This window comes from Butyrivibrio sp. INlla14 (assembly GCF_900102515.1).
Taxonomy (GTDB): domain Bacteria; phylum Bacillota; class Clostridia; order Lachnospirales; family Lachnospiraceae; genus Butyrivibrio.
The window spans coordinates 142,660-164,450 of the sequence record NZ_FMVS01000008.1 but is presented as its reverse complement, the minus strand read 5'-3'; the positions used below and the strand labels follow the sequence as shown (position 1 = coordinate 164,450).

The following is a 21,791-nucleotide window of genomic DNA, read 5'->3' as shown; positions in this document are numbered from 1 at the left end:
TAAGTAACCTCGCCGTTTTCTTTTAATTATAATGGAAAAGCCCAGCAATTAATAGCCTTAATTTAATTAAATATCAATTAGACAAGACACTAGAAAACAGTATTCATCAATTTTTCTACAAAAGTAAACATCTTCATCTTCAGATAACTGCTCAGGGGCTATATACATTTCTGGAAAAACTATAACCCAGTTCATTTTCCCAAACTTTTGCATATTTTCAATTCTAGTAAATCCGCCTATAGCTCGTTGAAATGATTCTGATTTTAACAATGCTTCTATTGATTCATTAACACTACTTGTAAATTTTTCTATTCTTTCTCTTATCGCATCTAGCTCTTCAAATGACATATCTTCTCCTTTAGTTGCACATTCACCTTCATCAGCTAATTCCTAGCTGAACTACGCAATTTTAATTATAAAACAATTGATTCAATAATTCTGAAATAATAACAAAAAGACCCACCGATCCGCGATCATGTGAGTCGATTTTTCAGGAAACAAACCACCTAAATACTATTTTATCTAGATGGCTTCGTTTACTTTTTTACATAAAAGTAGGGAGCCTAAACAGACTCCCTACACGATATATACCTTTATTTCAAGCGTTTCCGGAATCTTAAAAGCATTGCCTGGATAGTAAAACTCTGATGTCTGCTTTATGAAATCCTTAGGGATATCAAAGGTTCCGACGAAATAGGCATTATCAATTATTTTCCGCTGGCTATAGCAGCCTGAGCAGCAGCAAGTCTAGCAACAGGTACACGGAATGGTGAACATGATACATAATCAAGACCAATCTTGTGGCAGAACTCAACAGATGAAGGATCTCCACCGTGCTCACCACAGATACCAACATGAAGCTTAGGATTAACTGGCTTACCAAGCTTAAGTGACATCTCCATAAGCTTACCAACACCTGTCTGGTCAAGCTTAGCAAATGGATCGTTCTCGAAGATCTTTGTGTCATAGTAAGCATTGAGGAACTTACCAGCATCATCACGAGAGAATCCGAATGTCATCTGTGTAAGATCGTTTGTACCGAAGCAGAAGAAGTCAGCTTCCTTAGCGATCTCATCAGCTGTAAGAGCAGCTCTAGGGATCTCGATCATTGTACCAACTTCATACTCAAGCTTAGCGCCTGCAGCAGCGATCTCGGCATCAGCAGTCTCAACAACTACCTTCTTAACATACTTAAGCTCCTTAACCTCACATACAAGTGGGATCATGATTTCAGGCTTAACATTCCAGTCAGCGTGTGCCTTCTGAACTTCAAGAGCTGCACGGATAACAGCCTTAGTCTGCATCTTAGCAATTTCAGGATATGTAACTGCAAGACGGCATCCTCTGTGACCCATCATAGGGTTGAACTCGTGAAGTGAGTTGATGATAGCCTTGATCTCGTCTACGCTCTTATGCTTAGCATCAGCAAGCTTCTTGATCTCGTCTTCTGTTGTAGGAACGAACTCGTGAAGAGGTGGATCAAGGAATCTGATTGTAACTGGGCATCCCTCAAGAGCTTCATAGAGCTGCTTGAAGTCGTTCTGCTGGTAAGGAAGAATCTTCTCAAGAGCAGCTTCTCTCTCTTCTACTGTATCTGAGCAGATCATCTCACGGAATGCAGCAATTCTGTCTTCCTCGAAGAACATGTGCTCTGTACGGCAAAGACCAATACCCTCAGCACCAAGCTCTCTAGCCTTCTTAGCATCAGCAGGTGTATCAGCATTTGTACGAACCTTGAGCTTTCTGAACTCATCAGCCCATGCCATGATACGTCCGAACTCACCAGCGATCTGAGCATCAACTGTTGCGATCTGACCATCATAGATGTTACCTGTTGTACCATCGATTGAAATGAAGTCTCCCTCGTGGAACTCTTTTCCAGCAAGTGTGAACTTCTTGTTCTCTTCGTCCATGTTGATGTCGCCACAACCTGATACGCAGCACTCACCCATACCACGAGCAACAACAGCAGCGTGTGATGTCATACCACCACGAACTGTAAGGATACCCTGAGCAGCCTTCATACCTGTGATATCTTCTGGAGATGTCTCAAGACGAACAAGAACTACCTTCTCTCCTCTTGCAGTCCATTCAACAGCGTCATCAGCTGTGAATACAACCTTACCGCAAGCAGCTCCAGGTGAAGCACCAAGACCCTTTCCGATAGGTGTTGCAGCCTTAAGAGCAGCAGCATCAAACTGAGGGTGAAGAAGTGTATCAAGGTTTCTAGGATCGATCATTGCTACAGCTTCTTCTGGAGTCTTGTGTCCCTCATCAACGAGGTCACAAGCAATCTTAAGAGCAGCAGGAGCTGTTCTCTTACCATTACGGCACTGAAGCATGTAAAGCTTCTTGTTCTCAACTGTGAACTCCATATCCTGCATATCATGGTAGTGATTCTCAAGAGTCTCACAAACCTTGATGAACTCTGCATATGCTTCTGGGAATTCCTTCTCCATCTGAGCGATTGGCATAGGTGTACGAACACCAGCAACTACGTCCTCACCCTGAGCGTTGATAAGGAACTCACCCATAAGCTTATTCTCACCTGTTGCAGGGTCACGTGTGAAAGCAACACCTGTACCAGACTCATTGTTAAGGTTACCGAATACCATAGGCATTACGTTAACAGCTGTTCCCCATGAATAAGGGATATCGTTATCACGACGATATACGTTAGCACGAGGGTTATCCCATGAACGGAATACAGCCTCGATAGCAAGCTTGAGCTGCTCTACAGGATCTGAAGGGAAGTCCTTGCCAAGCTGCTTCTTGTACTCAGCCTTGAACTGTTCAGCAAGTTCCTTAAGATCTGCTGCTGTAAGGTCAACGTCGAACTTAACACCCTTCTTCTCTTTCATTGCATCGATAAGCTGCTCGAAGTACTTCTTACCAACTTCCATAACAACGTCTGAGAACATCTGGATGAAACGACGATATGAATCATATACGAAACGCTCGAATGCAGGATCAGGATTGCCCTTGATCATAGCTGCAACAACGTCATCATTAAGACCAAGGTTAAGGATTGTATCCATCATACCAGGCATTGATGCACGAGCACCTGAACGAACTGATACAAGAAGTGGATTCTGAAGATCACCAAACTTCTTTCCGTTAAGCTCCTCCATCTTTTTAACGCCTTCCATAGCCTGAGCCATGATCTCGTCATTGATCTTACGACCATCTTCATAATACTGTGTGCAGGCCTCTGTTGTGATTGTGAAGCCCTGTGGTACTGGAAGGCCAATGCTTGTCATCTCTGCAAGGTTAGCACCCTTACCACCAAGAAGGTTACGCATTGTCATGTTACCTTCACTGAACATATAAACCCACTTGTTCGCCATGTTTTCTACCTTTCCTGCTACGCCTCTAAATTACGTAGCACCTTTCAAATTGAAATTTATTATAATCACTGTATTTAATACATGTAATTATCCAAGTTAAGCTTTTGGACCACCTGCTGGAACAAAGCTGTCGAAAATGAAGATATCAAAATTCTTCCTGGCTCTTAAAAGTTCCTCTTCACTTTTTATGGTCCATGCTGCGGCAACGTTGCCATAAAAGCGTCTGCAGATTCTTCTAGAAACGCAGCCCGCATATTTGTGATTAAATGCCACAAAATCAGGTCTTGTCAAAAAGTTAAATAACAGATTAGTAAGGACAAAATATAGCGGTCCCTTAAATTCCTGCGGCTTATCTCTGTGGAACGCATCGGATAACTGTCCTCTGAACACTTCAGGATGATTCTTCCTATACCACATAACGCCTAAAGGATTAAAGCTTTCTATGCAGTACACTCCATTATAATTTCTAAGGAGTTCATCCGCTTTTGGGCATACCGACAAGTCCTTTAGCTCAATCTTGAGTTCCACAATAAGAGGAATTTTACCATTAACCATATTAAGAAACTCCTCAAATTTTGGGATTTTCTCATCAGAATCAAGTAAATGAAAATTCATAAGTTCATCGTATGTGTAATCGATAACCTTACCCTTGACTCCATAGCTTCCGTCCTCATTACGAACGGCATCTGATGGTATCTGGCCCTCAGGATATCTGGCAACTCTTGCCAACGTAAAATCATGGAAAATAACTGGAACCCCATCCTTGGTGAGCTGTACATCGCACTCGATGCCATAGCCGCCATCAACAGCCTTCTTAAAAGCGGCCATTGAATTCTCAGGTGCATTGCTCCTATTATCATGTAGTCCCCTATGAGCATATAAAACACCTGTAAACGGTTTTCTGGAAGGCTTATTCACCACTCTTGGCATTATCATCAGTAAATACAAAACAAAAGATATAACAATAACAAAGCCAAAAATCTTAATAATCAGCATCTAAATCACTTCCTAAAACCAATCTGCGGACAATCTACGTTAAAAATCTAACACAGATTGTCCGCTAAATATTTTACAGCCTTAAAACATATAACGCAACTAAATTTTCTATAAAAGTAATTCTGTATATTAATAATCAGTCATCTACATCAAAATTATCAATGATTTTCCCCTTTTTAGGAGGTTTCACGTCTCCGTGTTTTACCATCAGCATTGTGCAGAAGGCAAGTGCTGAAAATATGAACGCATAAGGGAAAAGAGTCCTATAGGAAATATGCTCCAGTAAAAATCCAGAGAATATAGGTGTAAACACCTGTGCTGCCATGGAAAATGTATAGTAAGTTCCAGTGAACTTGCCTATTTCTCCAGCTTTACTCATCTCTACAACCATAGGATAGGAATTTACATTTATAGCTGCCCAGCCTATTCCTACAAGTGCAAAAAAGATATTGATAGAAGCTGAAAAATGAGGGTAAAGCCCGGTTATCACATAACTTGCTGCCATGAGAGAAATACCGATGAGTATTGTCTTCTTTCTGCCAATTTTCCTTGATACATAAGCAATAGGAATATAGCTAAGCGTAGCAGCAACCGTTGCTACTAAAAGACAGGTAGCGTAAGCATTATCGTGAAGGTCCCACACTTCTCCAACAAATCTTGAAAAGGCTGTTGTTACGGCATTGTAGGCTGTGAACCACAAAAAGACTGATACTAGCAAAAACCACAGACTTCTCTTTACCTCTTTAGGCATCATTTTGGTCACTGTGCCTTCCTCAAAGCGCTCAGTATTGTCAGTCTTATCCTCCTTGGCATCATTATCAAAAGTATCGCCAAGAGAGTGAAGTCCCCCCTCCTTATGTATTTCTTCCTTTATTTTGTTCTCTTTTATCGTAAGGAAAACTACCAGAACTGAAACAAGCATAAAAAGCACAAGACTCAGCATTAGTGGAATGTAGTTAGTCTGCGCAGGATTTTCAGCCTCTTTCAAAAGGACCTTGATCATTACGAGAATGTAGATTCCACCTATTGTTCCCATAAGATTTATAATAGCATTAGCTGTACTTCTCTGAGGTGCAGGTGTCAGGTCAGGCATCAGTGAAACTGCAGGTGATCTGTATATACCCATAGAAATCAGGAGTAAAAGAAGTACTCCGACAAACAAGGCTATATAGCCACTTGGCCTTGCCACTGTAATAAGTATTGTCAAAAGTATCGTTGAAACAATAGTTCCAACTACTATGTAAGGCATTCTCTTACCATATTTAGTATCTGTACCATCAGAAAGAGTTCCAAATAATGGCAAAAGAAACAGTGCAAGCACGTTATCAAGAGCCATTACAACTCCAGTAAGTGTCTCCCCCAGGCCAAATGAATATTTAAGTATCTTGGGAATCTCGTTGTCATAAAACTGCCAGAATGCACAGATAGACATGAATGCAAAGCCAATCAGAATAGTTCTTTTTGTGTTAAGTTTCATACTGTAATCCCCCAAAAATATTGATATAGTAATACTACTACAAAATGAAGTATGTTATAATGTTTTTCGTGCTATATTTTGAAAATAATTCTATGAGAGGTCTTTAAATGTCTTTTACAGTATTTGCGGATGGTTGTGCTAATCTTCCACAGAAAATTGCCAATGAAATTGTGATCTTACCATGTGACTACATGGTTAATGGTGTAAATACCACCTATAGCGGTGATATCGATAACTTTGACGGACACACATATTATGAAGGTCTAAAAAATGGAAACGAGATCAAGACAAGTCTTTTAAACACACAACTCTTTCTCGACTATTTCACCCCCTATGCCAAAGATGGTAAGGATATAATCTACATAGCCATGAGTTCAGGAATAAGCGGAACCTACAACGCTGCAATCAGCGCTGCTAACGAGCTTATGGAAGAATACCCTGATTGTTTCATCCATATCGTAGATTCTCACGGTTGCGGTTTTGGTAACGGTATCCTGGCTCTCAAGGCTGTAGATCTAAACAGAGCAGGTGTAGATTCAAAAGAAGCTGCCAAACTCCTTGACGAAGCTGTTCCTCATGCTGATCAATATTTTACTGTAGATGATCTTAATTTCTTAAAGAGAACAGGGCGAGTTAGCGGTGTAACAGCCAGCATTGGAACTATCCTCAATATCAAACCCATTCTCTTTGGAGACAGCACAGGTCACATCATATCCTGTGACAAGGTAAGAGGACGTAAGGCTGCAATAGCAGCTCTTGCCAGAAAATACTCTGAAAAGCGCATGAAATGTGATGATCAGAGGGTTTTCATATCTCACGGAGATTGCATTGACGATGCCAATAAGCTCTGTGAAATGGTTAAAGAGATAAATCCCAAGGCAGAAGTTACTATCTGTATGCACGAGCCATTTTCAGGATCCCATGTAGGCCCTGGTATGCTTGGTCTATTCTTCTGGGGAATAGAACGCTAAAAGAAAAAGTCTGAGATTTGATAATGCAAATCTCAGACTTCTTTTTTATCATTTAACAAATCCTGAATACTTTCCCAGTCAAGCTTTTTCAGATAGTATTCAATCTTTTCTGTCCTTTCCTTCTCATCTTCCGGAAGTTTATACTTTTTTAATCCCTCGATGATCATTTCCACGGAATCATAGTCCATCATAGGTGCAACTTCTCTAAGGGCTCTATATGCATCATCAATAATTTCCCTGCTTGCAAGCGGCCTTAGCTTTATTCCATCAAGAGAAATACTACTGATATCAGAAAGCTTATTGCTATAGCTCCTATAAAGCTCTAAAAGCTCTCCCGTCTTTTCCTTTATAACATCTATCTCTCCTGATTCGCCCGCCAGTTCAAGCTTTTTAGATAGTTCTGACAGCCTATGGGCACCAATGATCCTTGATGTACTCTTTAGTGAATGGACTTTCATCGTATAAAGCTGGTAGTCTTCACTTGTCAGCGCATCCTCTATCTCTTTTGCCTTATCATCAATACTTCTTAAAAAGGTTTTCAGAAATTTGACAAAAGAATAAGTACTACCACAAAAATCCATTCCTTCCTGTATTGAAATTAAACCTTCTTTATCAGGTTTTATCAGTTCTTCTGGAATCTTCTCAGAAATATTTCTTCCAGTTAGTCCTTCTTCCACTTTTAAGCTCCAACTTTCCTTCTTACCTATTAACAAAGAACTTGCTCACGGTATTTACAATCTCATTTTTACCGCTTGTCTTGAGTACATAGCCCTCTGGTTTAAGAGCAAGAACACTCATAACGCTTTCCTTATCATCTTTTCCAGTTAGGAATATCACAGGTATTTCCTTGGTCTCCTCATCACTCCTAAGCATTTCAAGCACCTGAGGGCCATCAGTAACAGGCATCTCATAATCAAGAAGGATCAGATCAACTTTATTACTGCCAAGCCATTTTATAGCCCTAAGTCCAGAATTAGCCATTGAAACCTTGTAAGTATCCTTGAGCCATTCTCTCACAAGTCCCATATAGTTTGGATCATCGTCTACAATGAGAATGCTCTTTTTCAACTCACCTTCTGCAACCATGTTAAAGTAAAGGCTCACATCAGAGATGAATGCACCATAATCAAGTGGTCTTGTAAAAATCTTATAGATGATATGTGGCGGGAAATTGTCTACAACATCCTTAGTATCTGTCACGTCGCCAATAATAGCCATCTGCTTGTTGTTATCAGAGAGCTTATCTCGAAGGAAGGTTGCCACCTCACCATCAATTCTCTCTCCAACTTCCATGTAATAGATCACAAGCGAGCAATCATGCCAGAGCTTATTTATTTCATTAACTTGAGAAACCGCAAAGAAAGTCTCAATCCCGGCATCCCTTAGCTTGCCCATAAGGACCTTGATTATAAAGGTCTCCTTGCCTCCTATGATCAATATCTTATTATCTTTACCATAAAGCATGTCGTTCTCCCACATATAAGTCATAAGATTACAATAGCGGAAATTCACCAATACCCTATAATAATTATACCATCCAATCGTTATATTATGGTTAAATTATTTTATAATATTTCATAAGATGACTTTAATGCACGGGATGAACCTCGGCATCCTTGGGAAGATTTTCGTTTTTTGCGCCGCTCTTTTCTCTGGCAATATCCATATAATCAGCAAGAATAGTATATACGTCTGCTCTGTTTGCGATGTCTAAAGCCTTAACATTTTCTTTCTTGATAATTCCAAGTTTCTTTGCCTCATTCACATAATCCTCTTCAAAACGTGCAGTTTCTGTATCTTTGAAAGTGCCCCTTTGAATCTCCTCATATCTTTTTATGATATACTTTGCAAGCTCCCCATATGTAAGAGGGTCATCCGGCCTAAACAGTGAGTTATCTTCATCTTTGTCATCAATATATCCAGCATCTATAAGGGCCTGCACATATCCGGAAATCCACTCATCAACCTTAATATCCTTATATTTCTTTTTATAAGGACGTACTCCGGACATTCTGAATGCATTAAACATCACCATTAAAAGCTGTCCCTTGGGCATCGCATCATAGGGATGAAGGTACATTACACATGGATCTAAAAGCCCATATTTAAAGGCTCTTCTAAGGCCGTCATATTCTGGAATCCCATCAATGTCAAGATAAGGTGGTTCAATCTCAAAGGGACTCTTTAGCGGAAGCTCTTTTGGAATATCCTTTGTGTCCTGGCAAGGAGTAGGAACAGGTAAAATAGTATTTTTGATCAGAGGAAGTTCTCCTCCCACCTGCCTTACAAACATATCCGCTATCATAAGTGCGCCATACTCATTGGTATGAGTTATATCACCTTTTATAAAATAGTCTTTTGCATTATCCGAAAGTTCTATCCACTTCCTCATTGTTTCTTCATGAAGATCAGCAAACAGGATTTTCTGTTCTACAGCCACTTCTTTTGCTGCATCAGCATATTCCTGTAAAAGAGAATAATATAAAGGCATGGATAGTTCCTGAGCTTCAGCCTTGGACAACTTCAGCGGCACACGGCTTATAGGTGAGCATATGATCGGAGTCACACCTCTTAATCTTACTTCACTGGCAAAGCGCCTAAGATTCTGAGCATATCCGCCTCTGGCGCCCAGATTTCTTCGCTTCTGGTCATTGTGTCCAAACTGGATTATAAAAAAATCACCTTTCTTCATGAATTCCAGCGAAATAGCATAATGACCGTCGTCCCGGAAGCAATTTGTGGTCATCCCGGAATGGGCCATATTACAGACGGCTGCCTTATCTACATATCTTGATAGAATCTGAGCCCAGCCAGCACAGCTTCCATAAGGGTAATACGGAATACCTGCATTTTGATCAGTTAAAGTAGAATCCCCTGCAATCCATATGACAGGAACATCCTTTCTGGCAACATTTAGAGAAATCTCTGGCGAGCCCTGTTTTCCTAGTTCATTGGAATCCACCCCTGCAATACTAACGAAAACGAATTTATCGTTACATCTCCTTGGAGAAAGCGCAGGAATATAGGGCGTTACGGCCTGGTAAAAAGTCTTTCTATATGTTTCTCCACTCTTTAATATGATATCTGTGTCAATCAGGTTTCTTCTTCCAGCAAAAAGAGTAAGCTTCCTCTCTCCTTCTCCTGCCTTTATAGTAACCGTCACTTCATAGGTTCCAAATTCGGGAACCTCTAATCTAAAAACTGTGACGTTTCTTTCTCTGTCTTCTCCGTCTTTTTTCTGGTCAGTTATTTTTTCAAACTTTCTATAGTTCCAACCACCATTTTTAAGCGCAGCCTCTGCGTCAGTCATATATTTATCTTCAATATCTTCCTGTCTTACGATAGTAAACCCTTGTTCCATGATATCTCCCATATTTGATCTTTTATGATTTACTAAAAATCTTACTACAATTGGCTTTATTCAGATACTTCTTTTGATGCGATTACTGGTCGATTTTGCCCATTTATATTTCTTTTTCTCTTATTAATGAAGATATATTGCATTTTAAAAAATATTCCAATATAATACGAACTGTTGCAAAGAATAGATTTTTTATGTGAGGTTATTTTTAATGATTAGTGCAAATAACGTAACCTTAAGAGTTGGTAAAAAGGCTCTTTTTGAAGAAGTTAACATCAAATTCACACCTGGTAACTGCTATGGTATCATCGGTGCCAATGGTGCTGGTAAATCAACATTCCTTAAGATCCTGTCAGGTCAGATAGAGACTACAAACGGAGATGTTGTTATTTCTGACGGCGAGCGTCTCTCATTCCTTGAGCAGGATCACTTCAAATATGATGACAATGTTGTACTTGATACAGTAATTGCAGGTAACGCGCGTCTGTTCGAGATCAAGAATGAGAAGGATGCAATCTATGCCAAGGAAGATTTCACTGATGAGGACGGAATCAGAGCCAGTGAGCTCGAGGCAGAGTTTGCTGAAATGAATGGTTGGGAAGCTGAATCAGATGCTGAGTCTCTTCTTAATGGCCTTGGAATTGATACTGAATTCCATTATAAGCTTATGAAAGAGCTTGATGGTGCTCAGAAGGTCAAGGTTCTTCTTGCAAGAGCTCTTTTTGGTAACCCAGATATCCTTCTTCTGGATGAGCCTACAAACCACCTTGATCTTGATGCTATTGCATGGCTTGAGGAGTTCCTTATCAACTTTGAGAACACTGTCATCGTAGTATCTCATGACCGTTATTTCCTCAATAAGGTTTGCACTTATATTGCAGATATAGATTATGGCAAGATCCAGCTCTATGCTGGTAACTATGATTTCTGGTATGAATCAAGTCAGCTCATGATCCGCCAGATGAAGGAAGCCAACAAGAAGAAAGAGGAACAGATCAAGGAACTTAAAGAGTTCATCGCTCGTTTCTCTGCTAACGCAAGTAAGAGTAAGCAGGCTACTTCCAGAAAGAAAGCCCTTGAAAAGATCGAGCTTGATACCATCAAGCCTTCAAGCCGTAAATATCCATATATCGATTTCAGACCTGATAGAGAGATTGGTAACGAAGTTCTTACTGTTGAAGGCCTTTCCAAGACTATCAATGGCGAGAAGGTTCTCGATAACATATCTTTCGTTGTACAGCGCGAGGACAAGATTGCTTTCGTTGGTGGTAACGAGCTTGCCAAGACTACTCTCTTCCAGATTCTTACTGGCGAGCTTGAGCCAGATGAAGGAACTTACAAGTGGGGTGTAACAACATCACAGGCTTACTTCCCCAAGGATAATACTAAAGAGTTCGACAATGACTACACTATCACAGAGTGGCTTACAGGATATTCTGAGATCAAGGATGCAACTTATGTAAGAGGCTTCCTTGGACGTATGCTCTTTGCTGGTGAAGACGGAGTTAAAAAGGTTAAGGTTCTCTCCGGTGGTGAGAAGGTTCGATGCCTTCTTTCCAAAATGATGATAAGCGGCGCTAACTGCCTTATCTTCGATGAACCAACTAACCACCTTGATATGGAATCAATCTCCGCTCTTAACGACGGAATGATAAAATTCCCAGGTGTTGAATTGTTTGCCTGCCGTGACCATCAGGTTGTACAGACAACTGCTAACAGAATCATGGAAATCCTTCCAGATGGATCACTTATTGATAAGCGTTCAACATATGATGAGTACCTTGAAAATGATGAAATGGCTAGAAAGCGTACAGTATACAACACTGCCGCCGATGAAGATGAGGACGACTGATAATACCCACTTATGTGGATACTATAAAATTTAAGTTACATTACGGAGGAGTTTTAGCATGCAGGAATTTAAGCCAGTAAAAGAAGGAAAAGTACGTGAGATCTACGATATAGGTGAGAACCTTATAATGGTAGCCACCAATAGAATCTCCGCTTTCGATGTGATCCTTAAGAATAAGGTTTCCAAGAAAGGCGCAGTACTTACACAGATGTCAAGATTTTGGTTCGACTACACCAAAGACGTTGTAAACAACCACATGGTCAGCGTAGATAATGCTGATATGCCAGAGTTTTTCAGAACACCTGATTTTACAGGTAATAGCATGCTTTGCAAAAAGCTTAGAATGATTCCTGTTGAGTGTATTGTTCGAGGCTATATTACAGGAAGCGGCTGGAAGAGCTACCAGGAAAATGGCACTGTATGTGGCATTAAGCTTCCAGAGGGACTTAGAGAATGCGACAAGCTTCCTGAACCCATCTACACACCTAGTACTAAGGCTGAGATTGGCGATCACGATGAGAATATCGATTTTGAGCGCAGCATTGAGGTCCTTGAAAAAGAATTCCCAGGTCACGGCGAGTACTACGCTACCAAGATCAGAGACTACACAATTGCTCTTTACAAGAAATGTGCTGACTACGCTCTGACTCGCGGTATTATAATTGCTGATACCAAGTTCGAGTTTGGTGTAGATGAAAAGGGTGAAGTTGTTCTTGCAGATGAAATGCTCACTCCTGATTCATCAAGATTCTGGCCAGTAGAAGGCTACGAACCAGGTCATGACCAGCCATCCTTTGACAAGCAGTTCGTTCGTAACTACTTGAAAGCTCATCCAGAATGTGATTACAATCTTCCTCAGGATGTAATTGACAAGACCATTGATAAATATCTTGAAGCTTACAAGCTTCTTACAGGTAAGGAATTAGAAGCCTAAATTAAAGGGCGGTTCTCTTTTTTAGAGAGCCGCCCTTTTCTATCCATATTTTTACTTATACTGCTTCTGTTCTATACTGTTGTCTTTATAGCACCTCTGATAATTTAATCCTTAAAGAATTCCATATCAGAGCTTAGCTTATCAGCAATTTCCTTGAGGGTATTAGCTGAAGAAGCAAGGGTTGTAACTGTAGCAGACAATTCCTGCATAGAAGCTCCTGTTTCCTCTGAGGATGCAGCATTTTCTTCTGAAATAGCTGAAAGAGAACTCATGGCATCTGCAACCACGTTCTTGGCATTTACGCAGGTTCCTGCGTCTGTCTCGATACTCTTTACTCCAGTTACTGTAGATGCTATATCACCTATCATTGCGTTTACGCTATCAACTGTAGCTCCAAGGACCTGTGCCTGCTCTTCGTTGCCCTTTTGAACCTCAGCTGCCATTTCAACTGCAGCCTGAGACGATGTCAAAAGTTCATCCATCTCTTTTCTGATCTCATCAGCCATAAGCCTTGAATTCTCAGCAAGAGTTCCAATCTCTCCTGCAACAACCGCAAAGCCCTTGCCGGCCTCTCCTGCTCTAGCAGCCTCAATACTTGCATTAAGAGAAAGAAGATTTGTCTGTGTTGCTATTGAGGTAATTCCCTCAACCTTTTCATTGATGCTCTCTACGGCCTTGCTTGTTGCACCAATCTTTTCAGTAATCTGAGCAATTTTTTCACTCATGCTCTGGCTTGACTCCTGAAGGTCAGACAAGGACTGAGCCGAATCTGTGCTGACAGACTGCATTCTTCCAGCAAGTCCTGAAAGATCATCTGTGCTTGCCTGTACATTTCCTGTAGCTACATCAATTTCACCAACGCTTTCTGTTACGCTTTGGATTTCATCAGCCTGCTGAGTAGCACCAGAAGCAATTTCCTGAACAGCTGTTGACACATCATCTGCTGTCTGTGAGATCTGATCTGCTGTCTCTGCAAGATCTTCAGATGACTTGTGAACAGCAACCGCTGACTCCTTGATATTCTTAACTATATCATCAAGAACACTCAGTACTGAGTTTGTATTGTTGACCATATCTCCAAACTCATCTTTTCTGTTTTGGAATTTCTCTATATTGACAAACCTACCCTCTGCCAGATGTGAAAGTGCTGTGTTAACTTCGTTAAGAGGTTCTGTAAAGGATTTAGCCATAAGAAATGAAATTACCGCAGCAATTACGGCCATGATAACACCAACTATAACTATGATATAAGCACTTCTCTGGGCGGATGCCATGGTTGCGTTGTAATCAGATGATACAACAACAATCCATCCTGTATTTGGCTCCTGCCTATAAGAAACAATCAGCTTTTCATCTCCATTAGAGACATATGTTCCAGATGTAGTTCCAGCACTTACGCTCTTAAAGAAATCTCTATCACTTCTATTGTCGTCAGGATCATCAGCTTTGATTTCCTGATCTGACCTTGCAATTACTATACCATTTTTATCTGTGATAAAGGTTCTCTGATTAGCCTTTACATTGCTTGCAAGCAGTGTATGAAGGTTTGAAAGATCATAACTTCTCTGAGCAATACCGATTACACTTGTGTACCCATAATCATAAACTGGTACAGCAGGAATAATGATTCTGGATCCTGTTGCCTTTGAAATAAGTACACTTGAAAGAAATACCTGGCCTTTTACCGCTCCCTGAAAATAATCTCTTTCATGAATATCAGACAGTTTTCCTCCATCATCTCTTACAAGCTGCTGACCATTTACATCAGAAACAACTATAGCATTTCCGTCGTTATAGTTCTCATTTACCTTGGCAATATATGCAATCATCTTCGCATCATCACGTGTCTGAGCATTTTTAATGTATTCGATGGTGTAAGGGCTATCGGCTATAGCTTGCAGAGATCTTAACTGCTGATCGATTGAAGCCATAAAGCTTTCCTCAATGATCTTAGCCTGAGAATCATTTATGGTCATAGCATCTTCAAGGCCTTTATTGATTGAACTTGCATAGCTTACCACAATCGAGATCAAAAGTGGGATCACAACCACTGCCATCATTACAAGTATCAGCCTTGTTTTTACGCTATTAAGGCCTTTGCCATTTCCTTTTTCTTTTGCTGTATCCTTAGCCATGATAACCTCCTATCACATGGTGAAACTATTGTTATATGAACCTCTTTTTAAGTATTAACAAATTATCTGCCCACTAGCATAATTATATAATATTGCGATAATTAATAAACTCATAAATACTAAAATCTATATTAAAAAAGTATGATAAAAAAAGGATGAAAGCCGCATATTTACGCGATTTTCATCCTTTTATACAATCATCCACAACATAGTGTATGGACAATTAAATATCATACAATATATGTCTGCTATTCTTCTTCGTAATAATTCTTTCCACTCTTATTTTTTTTATCACCCTGAAGCTGTTCCAGGAGCTGAATTATAAGCCTTACAAAACCGATGATTATAAGATAGCTACCTAAAGTAACCGATTTTGTGTAATCAAGTCTCGCAGGCATAACTACCGAAATAATTCCAATGTAGAGATTGACCACAGCAAGAAGCATCATCCAGAACTTGGCCTTTCCAGAGATAGTATTCTTATACTTCACAATATACCTGATGCTGGCTACAGTTAGAGAAAAGAATACTATAGCCATCAAAAGGTTAGTCCACTTAGGGATTCTCTCAAGGTTAGACATAATAAAGACCATAAACCACATGATGACAATGTGAAATATCATACGCCCTCGTTTTAAAAAAGGGTTTTCGTCCCTGACTCCAGCCTTTAAAAGCATCACAGCACTCCAGATTGCAACGACCAGTGCTATAACGCCTCCAAGAACACTATACACGGCTTCTGGAATAGTCAAAAATACTATTCCAAGAAAGATCAGGAAAAGATCTATCATACCAGATAAAGACTTAATAGCTTCCAATATCTTTATCTTCTCAAAAGATCTCCATAAAGATCCAAGGAACTTACCTGTAACAATCTTGGTCTTACTCTCTGAATTAGCAGCCGATAGGAGTATCGTTCCAAAATCATGAAAGCCTCCTTGAGGAATATCTGTAACTGCCACCGCCCCGCCAGCCTTCATAGCATCAAAGATATCTCTGGTAAAGGCTCTTCGTTGTTCCATAGTAGCATTACCGATCCAGTCATCAATAGCTCTGTTATATACAGTACTCTCCTCAGTCAAAAACCTCTTGTGAACAAAATGGTCACCCTCTATTTTCCAGGTCATACCTGAGTGCTGAGCAATCTTTTCAGCACTTGAAGATACTATCTCATGCTGAACAGGAAGTTCAAATAACATTCCGACAACGCTAAAGCTGGGTACCACATGTACTATCCTGTCCTTTATTATATTGAGTTTGTTTTCATCGAGAAGCTCTGGACAAAAGCCTGGCCCGTCAAAGCTATAGATTCTTTTTATCCTGTTTATGACAACGTCCGGAGCATGCATTGCTGCATAAACAGCCAGATTGCCACCCTTAGAATGCCCTCCGACGTAAATATCTCCTGCATATTTCTCTGTAATATGCTGCAAATACCTGGCCGCAGCTTTCTGAGCTTCAATTTCCTCAAAGCTTATCTGGAAATCTAATCTCCAGTCATCAATCTCCATTGTAGTGCCACGATACGCTACAAAAAGACTTCCATCTGGAAGATGCACTGTAAAAGCAGTAAAAACCATATTTCTGTCAGATTCATCTACATCAACATAGTCAGACAGATAAAGATTTCCAAAGCGTTTTGACATACCCATGTAGTACAAAACCCAATCAAAATCATATATTCCCAGTCCATCAATACTATGTGTCTTAAAATACTTATCTGACGCTTCAGCAATAGAAATTCTTCCACCCGCAAGGCTAGATGGTACGATTCCTTCAAAATCATTATATACAAGTAAAGAAAGGCCAAGATTGTCCACTTTGTTAAAAGGGATTTTCTCGAACTCTATATCTCCACGCCACTTAATATAATTGACTATGTTTGCCATGTTTGTTTCCCTCAATCATGAAAGACCTCAGCTATTAACTAACAATATTATAACGCAATAGCAACAAGTCAAAAAGAGACAGACTCCCAATAGAATCTGTCTCTTCAATAAATCATTATAACCACTTATAAGCTTTTCTTTATAGCCGCTAGAAGTTCATCATACTCTTCAAAAGCAGGAAGATCAGGGTAATCTTTTTTGATCTGCTCTGTAGTCCTAAATAAAAAGCCTGCCTTGGAAGCCTGTATCATGGCAAGGTCATTATAGCTATCTCCGCTTGCAATTGTGTCATAGCCTATAGCCTGAAGAGCCTTCACAGTAGTAAGCTTAGAATTCTCAATTCGCATCTTAAAGCCTGTAATTTCGCCATTATCTGCCACCTCAAGAGAATTGCAGAATATTGTAGGCCAGCCAAGCTTCTCCATAAGAGGAGTTGCAAACTGAGTAAAGGTATCACTGATAATAATGACCTGGGTTGTCTTTCTAAGCTCATCCAAAAACTCTTTTGCCCCGGGAAGCGGGTCAATCTTAGCAATAGTATCCTGTATTTCCTTAAGTCCTAGGCCATGCTCTTTGAGGATGCCTATTCTCCATCTCATAAGCTTGTCATAATCAGGTTCATCTCTCGTAGTTCTCTTAAGTTCCGGAATACCTGAAGCCTCAGAAAACGCAATCCAGATTTCTGGCACCAGAACTCCTTCAAGATCCAAACAAACTATGTTCATGTCTTTATTTCTCCTGTCAAATATTTATCTTAGGAAGTGTAGCAAAGCTCTTCTCAAGTTCTTCATCAGATGGGATGTAATCCATCATAACGCCATCATTATATTTCTGATATGCAACCATATCAAAATATCCAGTACCTGTAAGACCAAAGAGAATTGTCTTCTCTTCTCCTGTTTCCTTGCACTTTAAGGCTTCATCTATCGCAACTCTTATCGCATGGCTACTCTCTGGAGCAGGAAGAATACCCTCAACTCTTGCAAACTGCTGGGCAGCTTCAAATACTGATGTCTGTTCAACACTCCTAGCTTCCATAAGTCCATCATCATAAAGCTGAGATAAAATTGGGCTCATGCCATGATAGCGAAGTCCGCCAGCATGGTTTGGTGATGGGATATAGTTGCTGCCAAGCGTGTACATCTTGGCAAGAGGACAAACCATTCCTGTGTCGCAATAGTCATATGCAAATTTGCCTCGTGTAAGTGAAGGGCAGCTTGCAGGCTCTACTGCAATGATCTGGTAATCAGCTTCTCCCCTGAGCTTTTCGCCCATAAATGGAGAAATAAGTCCTCCAAGGTTTGATCCGCCTCCAGCGCATCCAATTATAATATCTGGCTTAACTCCATATTTATCAAGAGCTGCCTTGGCCTCAAGGCCAATAACAGTCTGATGCAGCAGTACCTGATTGAGCACGCTTCCAAGAACATATCTGTAGCCTTCAGTCTTGGTTGCTACCTCTACAGCCTCTGAAATAGCACAGCCCAAAGAGCCTGTTGTTCCAGGATGTTCAGCATTGATCTTGCGTCCAATCTCAGTATCCATGGAAGGTGATGGTGTTACACTTGCTCCATAAGTACGCATAACTTCACGTCTGAACGGCTTCTGCTCATAGGAAACCTTAACCATGTATACCTTGCAATCAAGCCCAAAATATGCAGATGCCATAGAAAGAGCTGTTCCCCACTGTCCTGCTCCTGTTTCTGTGGTAACGCCCTTAAGCCCCTGCTTCTTGGCATAATAAGCCTGTACAATGGCAGAATTAAGCTTGTGGCTGCCACTAGTGTTATTTCCCTCAAATTTGTAATAAATCTTGGCTGGAGTTCCAAGAGCCTTCTCAAGAAAGTACGCTCTTACAAGAGGAGCTGGTCTATACATCTTATAAAAATCCATTACCTCTTCTGGAATGTCGATGTAAGGCGTAGTATCATCAAGCTCTTGCCTTATAAGCTCATCGCAAAAGACAGGACGAAGATCCTCAAAAGTCATTGGCTTAAGCGTTGCCGGATTAAGAAGTGGAGCCGGCTTATTCTTCATATCAGCTCTTACGTTGTACCATCTTTTTGGAATCTCATCCTCACTAAGATAAATTTTGTAAGGAATTCTTTTTTCTTCACTCATTTCTCTTGCCCCCTGAAAAACGATTATTTTAGATAAAGAACAAAGAAAAACCTGCCCAGACATTTGAATCCGGACAGGTCCGATTGTCTTCAACAGTTTAAACTATTAAAGCACATTTTAACCTATTGTGTCAATTGAAATTACCATAAAGTATCTTGGCAAGTTCTGAATTCTTATCAAGAATGATAGTCTTATCTCCTGATAAAGATGCCTTAAGTGCATCAAGTCCCCTCATGTAGTTGTAGAACTCAGCCTTTTCCTCTGTATTATAAGCTTCTGAAAGAGTCTTCATGTATTCTGCCTCTCCCTCAGCCTCAAGCACTGCTGCGTCCTTCTGAGCCTTAGCCTTTACGATTGCAACCTGCTTGTCAGTTTCATTGTGGATCTTCTGAGCTTCAGCCTCACCCTGAGCTGTATATGAAGCTGCGATATTATTACGCTCAGAAATCATTCTCTCATAAACAGCGTTCTTGTTGTCATCAGGAAGGTCAAGGGCCTTGATCTGTGCCTGGATAATTGAAATACCATAACCTTCCATATCGGAATTAGCTTCTGTTGTAATGATTCCAGTTAAGGTCTCACCTCTTGCCTCAATAACTTCATCCTGAGACATTGATGAAATAGCATTCTTGGTAGCGTTATAAACAGAAGCCTCAATTCTCTCCTCTGCTCTGTTGCTAAGAGCATTAAGAGTCTGAACATACTTAAGAGGATCAGTTACTCTCCAAAGTACATAAGTATCTGTGATCATAGACTTCTTGTCCTTGGTAATAACGTCAGATGCAGGAATATCATAAATAATAACCTTACCGCTAATAGACTGTGTATCCTCGATAAATGGGGTCTTAAAATGTAGTCCCGGCTCAGAAACGATAGATACAATCTTACCAAAGCGTCTTACTGTAACATATTCATTCTGGTGAACAACAAAGGTTGCTGAACCAATTAAAACCACAGCAATCACGACAATTGCTGCTATAAAGCCAAATACTAAACCGTTTTTCTTTTTTCCTTCCATATCACGCCTCCATCAATTTCCGTTAAAGCTGTCTAAAGGTAATATTTCCTGGGTTTCTCCATCTGTGATGATAACCTTTAGATCTGGAAGGATATCTTCCATAGTTTCATAGAATAGTCTCTTCTTGGTGATATATGGCTGAAGCTTGTACTGCTCATACATCTCATTAAATCTTGCGACCTGACCTTCTGCCTCTGCAATTCTGGACTGCTTGTAAGCTTCTGCATCCTGAACGATCTTATCTGCATCAGCCTCTGCCTTAGGAAGAGTCTCGCTCTGATACTTCTTGGCATTGTTTACAGCTGTGTCCTTGCCCTGCTTGGCTGTTTCAACAGACTTAAAGGCCTGAACAATTTCCTGTGTTGGTGGCTCTGCATCCTGAACAGAAAGGTTGACCACCATCATACCTATATTCTTGTCAGCAAGTTCTTTCTGAAGTGTCTCTTTAACCTCTGACTGAATCTGACCCTTAGCAGTAGTGATAACATCATCTACAGTGTAGTTAACTACTGTATTTCTGATGCAGGCAAGAGTCATATTCTTCATAATAAGCTCTGGATCACTTGAATTATAATAATATGCCACAGGATCGCTAACCTTGTACTCAAGATAAAAATCAATATCTACAAAGTTAAAATCAGAGGTGATCATAACACCCTCATCATCTATTGTGATATTCTGACCATCCTGGATCACATAGCCAATTCCGATGCCATGAGTTGTCATATCAATGGTATGAACCTCCTGAATAAATGGCACCTTGAAATAAAGACCTGCTGTGTCTACTCTGATTACCTTACCAAACATGGTAAGAACAGCCTGTTCCTGCTCCTTAACAGAATAAAAGCTCTCGCCAACACAGATCAAAGCTACAATTGCAATGACTATAGCAATTATAAGCTTGGGGCTAGTCTTGGACTTATACTCTTTGTAGCCGTGAGCATTCTGCATTTTCCCTTTTTTTCCAAACATATCTTTCTCCTTGTGGAATATTAGTTTATTTTATACGTCACATTATCTGTTAAGAATTCTGCCGACAGCATAAACAATGGAATAAATGTTATCATAAAATTCAAAAGCCACATGTGCCATTACGGATATATAGATATTCCTGGTAGCCACATAAGCAATAGTTACCGGAATAGCCATGATCATCCACTCAGCAATCCCCAAAAATCCATGAGCTCTTGATACTGCACACAAAATAAGGCTAACAATAGTCAGCACAAACACTCTTTTCTTGCTGCCAAAAGAAATAATGGCCTTTCTAAAGAAAAGTTCCTCTGCCACAGGCTTCATCACTATCATCATAAGTGCATAAAAGAATGTTGGAAGCAGGTCGTTTCTGGTGATAATATTTACTGTGCCATCCCTGGTAGTAGAGAAATAGAGCTGGATAATATTATGGTTAATATCATTGCACAGCATAAGCCCTATAAAAGTTATAAGTACAGGCAACCAGAATCTCTTTATCCTGGTAAGATTACGCGCAAATTTGCGAAATGAAAACTGCTTGTGAAAATAATAAAAATATACAAGAAGGCCAAGATAAAACACAAAAAACAGGTGAAATGACTGTTTCGGTAAAATGGTCGTAGCTATTACAAAAAGCAGTTCCCATGCAAGTGGTATATATAAACGTTTCAAAGCAAACTCCTTTTATCTGTGATTCCACACACCCCATTTATTA

At 40.2% G+C, this 21,791-nt stretch carries 17 protein-coding genes; 3 read left to right on the top strand and 14 right to left on the bottom strand.

Annotated features, from left to right (window positions below; genetic code table 11):
* Positions 1-66: 66 nt before the first annotated feature.
* The 4 genes from BLO53_RS07225 to BLO53_RS07210 all read right to left on the bottom strand — a co-directional run bounded on the left by BLO53_RS07225 (position 67) and on the right by BLO53_RS07210 (position 5,820).
* The gene (locus tag BLO53_RS07225) at positions 67-348 is read right to left on the bottom strand and encodes a hypothetical protein (RefSeq protein WP_092060089.1); all 282 of its coding nucleotides are present in this window, start codon (positions 346-348) and stop codon (positions 67-69) included.
* 359 nt (positions 349-707) lie between these two features.
* Positions 708-3,347 (bottom strand): pyruvate, phosphate dikinase, encoded by a 2,640-nt coding sequence (ppdK, locus tag BLO53_RS07220; protein WP_092060087.1) that lies wholly within the window; start codon positions 3,345-3,347, stop codon positions 708-710.
* 96 nt (positions 3,348-3,443) lie between these two features.
* Complete coding sequence (locus tag BLO53_RS07215; RefSeq protein ID WP_092060085.1) at positions 3,444-4,343, bottom strand: glycerophosphodiester phosphodiesterase family protein; 900 nt, start codon at positions 4,341-4,343, stop codon at positions 3,444-3,446.
* Positions 4,344-4,479: 136 nt separating this feature from the next.
* Positions 4,480-5,820, bottom strand: a complete 1,341-nt coding sequence (locus tag BLO53_RS07210; protein WP_092060083.1) for an MFS transporter — start codon at positions 5,818-5,820, stop codon at positions 4,480-4,482.
* Positions 5,821-5,927: 107 nt separating this feature from the next.
* On the opposite strand from BLO53_RS07210, the gene BLO53_RS07205 reads away from it, so the two are divergent.
* On the top strand, positions 5,928-6,791 hold the full coding sequence (locus tag BLO53_RS07205; RefSeq protein WP_092060081.1) for a DegV family protein: 864 nt from the start codon (positions 5,928-5,930) through the stop codon (positions 6,789-6,791).
* A gap of 32 nt (positions 6,792-6,823) precedes the next feature.
* Here the strand turns inward: BLO53_RS07205 and BLO53_RS07200 are convergent, their stop codons facing one another.
* The 3 genes from BLO53_RS07200 to BLO53_RS07190 form a co-directional block, all read right to left on the bottom strand.
* Positions 6,824-7,468 (bottom strand): Hpt domain-containing protein, encoded by a 645-nt coding sequence (locus tag BLO53_RS07200; protein ID WP_092060079.1) that lies wholly within the window; start codon positions 7,466-7,468, stop codon positions 6,824-6,826.
* Positions 7,469-7,490: 22 nt separating this feature from the next.
* Positions 7,491-8,255 carry a response regulator gene (locus tag BLO53_RS07195; RefSeq protein WP_176757204.1) on the bottom strand — a complete coding sequence of 255 codons (765 nt, stop codon included), beginning with the start codon at positions 8,253-8,255 and terminating at the stop codon, positions 7,491-7,493.
* Between the two features lie 124 nt (positions 8,256-8,379).
* On the bottom strand, positions 8,380-10,152 hold the full coding sequence (locus BLO53_RS07190) for a GDSL-type esterase/lipase family protein (RefSeq protein ID WP_176757203.1): 1,773 nt from the start codon (positions 10,150-10,152) through the stop codon (positions 8,380-8,382).
* A gap of 211 nt (positions 10,153-10,363) precedes the next feature.
* Between BLO53_RS07190 and BLO53_RS07185 the strand changes: the two genes are divergently transcribed.
* Together BLO53_RS07185 and BLO53_RS07180 are read left to right on the top strand one after the other, a co-directional pair.
* Positions 10,364-12,004 (top strand): ABC-F family ATP-binding cassette domain-containing protein, encoded by a 1,641-nt coding sequence (locus BLO53_RS07185; RefSeq protein ID WP_026488460.1) that lies wholly within the window; start codon positions 10,364-10,366, stop codon positions 12,002-12,004.
* 58 nt (positions 12,005-12,062) lie between these two features.
* The gene (locus BLO53_RS07180) at positions 12,063-12,938 is read left to right on the top strand and encodes a phosphoribosylaminoimidazolesuccinocarboxamide synthase (protein ID WP_092060073.1); all 876 of its coding nucleotides are present in this window, start codon (positions 12,063-12,065) and stop codon (positions 12,936-12,938) included.
* 104 nt (positions 12,939-13,042) lie between these two features.
* Here the strand turns inward: BLO53_RS07180 and BLO53_RS07175 are convergent, their stop codons facing one another.
* The 7 genes from BLO53_RS07175 to BLO53_RS07145 form a co-directional block, all read right to left on the bottom strand.
* Complete coding sequence (locus BLO53_RS07175) at positions 13,043-15,073, bottom strand: methyl-accepting chemotaxis protein (protein ID WP_092060072.1); 2,031 nt, start codon at positions 15,071-15,073, stop codon at positions 13,043-13,045.
* Positions 15,074-15,321: 248 nt separating this feature from the next.
* Positions 15,322-16,962, bottom strand: coding sequence for an Mbeg1-like protein (locus BLO53_RS07170; RefSeq protein WP_092060071.1), 1,641 nt, complete (start codon positions 16,960-16,962; stop codon positions 15,322-15,324).
* A gap of 125 nt (positions 16,963-17,087) precedes the next feature.
* A complete protein-coding gene (thrH, locus tag BLO53_RS07165; protein WP_092060069.1) occupies positions 17,088-17,687 on the bottom strand; it encodes a bifunctional phosphoserine phosphatase/homoserine phosphotransferase ThrH in 600 nt (199 codons plus the stop codon).
* A 16-nt stretch (positions 17,688-17,703) separates the two neighbouring features.
* Positions 17,704-19,083 (bottom strand): TrpB-like pyridoxal phosphate-dependent enzyme, encoded by a 1,380-nt coding sequence (locus BLO53_RS07160; protein WP_092060067.1) that lies wholly within the window; start codon positions 19,081-19,083, stop codon positions 17,704-17,706.
* Between the two features lie 130 nt (positions 19,084-19,213).
* Complete coding sequence (hflC, locus tag BLO53_RS07155; protein ID WP_026488454.1) at positions 19,214-20,101, bottom strand: protease modulator HflC; 888 nt, start codon at positions 20,099-20,101, stop codon at positions 19,214-19,216.
* Positions 20,102-20,113: 12 nt separating this feature from the next.
* Positions 20,114-21,073, bottom strand: a complete 960-nt coding sequence (gene hflK, locus BLO53_RS07150) for an FtsH protease activity modulator HflK (protein ID WP_092060065.1) — start codon at positions 21,071-21,073, stop codon at positions 20,114-20,116.
* 42 nt (positions 21,074-21,115) lie between these two features.
* Entirely contained in the window at positions 21,116-21,748 is a 633-nt protein-coding gene (locus BLO53_RS07145) for a CPBP family intramembrane glutamic endopeptidase (protein ID WP_092060063.1), read from the bottom strand.
* Positions 21,749-21,791: the final 43 nt, after the last annotated feature.

What these genes read in the sequence shown, in the direction of transcription:
- BLO53_RS07225 (WP_092060089.1), bottom strand. Translation starts at nt 348, where the DNA reads ATGTCATTTGAAGAGCTAGATGCGATAAGAGAAAGAATAGAAAAATTT.
- ppdK (WP_092060087.1), bottom strand. Translation starts at nt 3,347, where the DNA reads ATGGCGAACAAGTGGGTTTATATGTTCAGTGAAGGTAACATGACAATG.
- BLO53_RS07215 (WP_092060085.1), bottom strand. Translation starts at nt 4,343, where the DNA reads ATGCTGATTATTAAGATTTTTGGCTTTGTTATTGTTATATCTTTTGTT.
- BLO53_RS07210 (WP_092060083.1), bottom strand. Translation starts at nt 5,820, where the DNA reads ATGAAACTTAACACAAAAAGAACTATTCTGATTGGCTTTGCATTCATG.
- BLO53_RS07205 (WP_092060081.1), top strand. Translation starts at nt 5,928, where the DNA reads ATGTCTTTTACAGTATTTGCGGATGGTTGTGCTAATCTTCCACAGAAA.
- BLO53_RS07195 (WP_176757204.1), bottom strand. Translation starts at nt 8,255, where the DNA reads ATGCTTTATGGTAAAGATAATAAGATATTGATCATAGGAGGCAAGGAG.
- BLO53_RS07190 (WP_176757203.1), bottom strand. Translation starts at nt 10,152, where the DNA reads ATGGAACAAGGGTTTACTATCGTAAGACAGGAAGATATTGAAGATAAA.
- BLO53_RS07185 (WP_026488460.1), top strand. Translation starts at nt 10,364, where the DNA reads ATGATTAGTGCAAATAACGTAACCTTAAGAGTTGGTAAAAAGGCTCTT.
- BLO53_RS07180 (WP_092060073.1), top strand. Translation starts at nt 12,063, where the DNA reads ATGCAGGAATTTAAGCCAGTAAAAGAAGGAAAAGTACGTGAGATCTAC.
- BLO53_RS07175 (WP_092060072.1), bottom strand. Translation starts at nt 15,073, where the DNA reads ATGGCTAAGGATACAGCAAAAGAAAAAGGAAATGGCAAAGGCCTTAAT.
- BLO53_RS07170 (WP_092060071.1), bottom strand. Translation starts at nt 16,962, where the DNA reads ATGGCAAACATAGTCAATTATATTAAGTGGCGTGGAGATATAGAGTTC.
- thrH (WP_092060069.1), bottom strand. Translation starts at nt 17,687, where the DNA reads ATGAACATAGTTTGTTTGGATCTTGAAGGAGTTCTGGTGCCAGAAATC.
- BLO53_RS07160 (WP_092060067.1), bottom strand. Translation starts at nt 19,083, where the DNA reads ATGAGTGAAGAAAAAAGAATTCCTTACAAAATTTATCTTAGTGAGGAT.
- hflC (WP_026488454.1), bottom strand. Translation starts at nt 20,101, where the DNA reads ATGGAAGGAAAAAAGAAAAACGGTTTAGTATTTGGCTTTATAGCAGCA.
- hflK (WP_092060065.1), bottom strand. Translation starts at nt 21,073, where the DNA reads ATGTTTGGAAAAAAAGGGAAAATGCAGAATGCTCACGGCTACAAAGAG.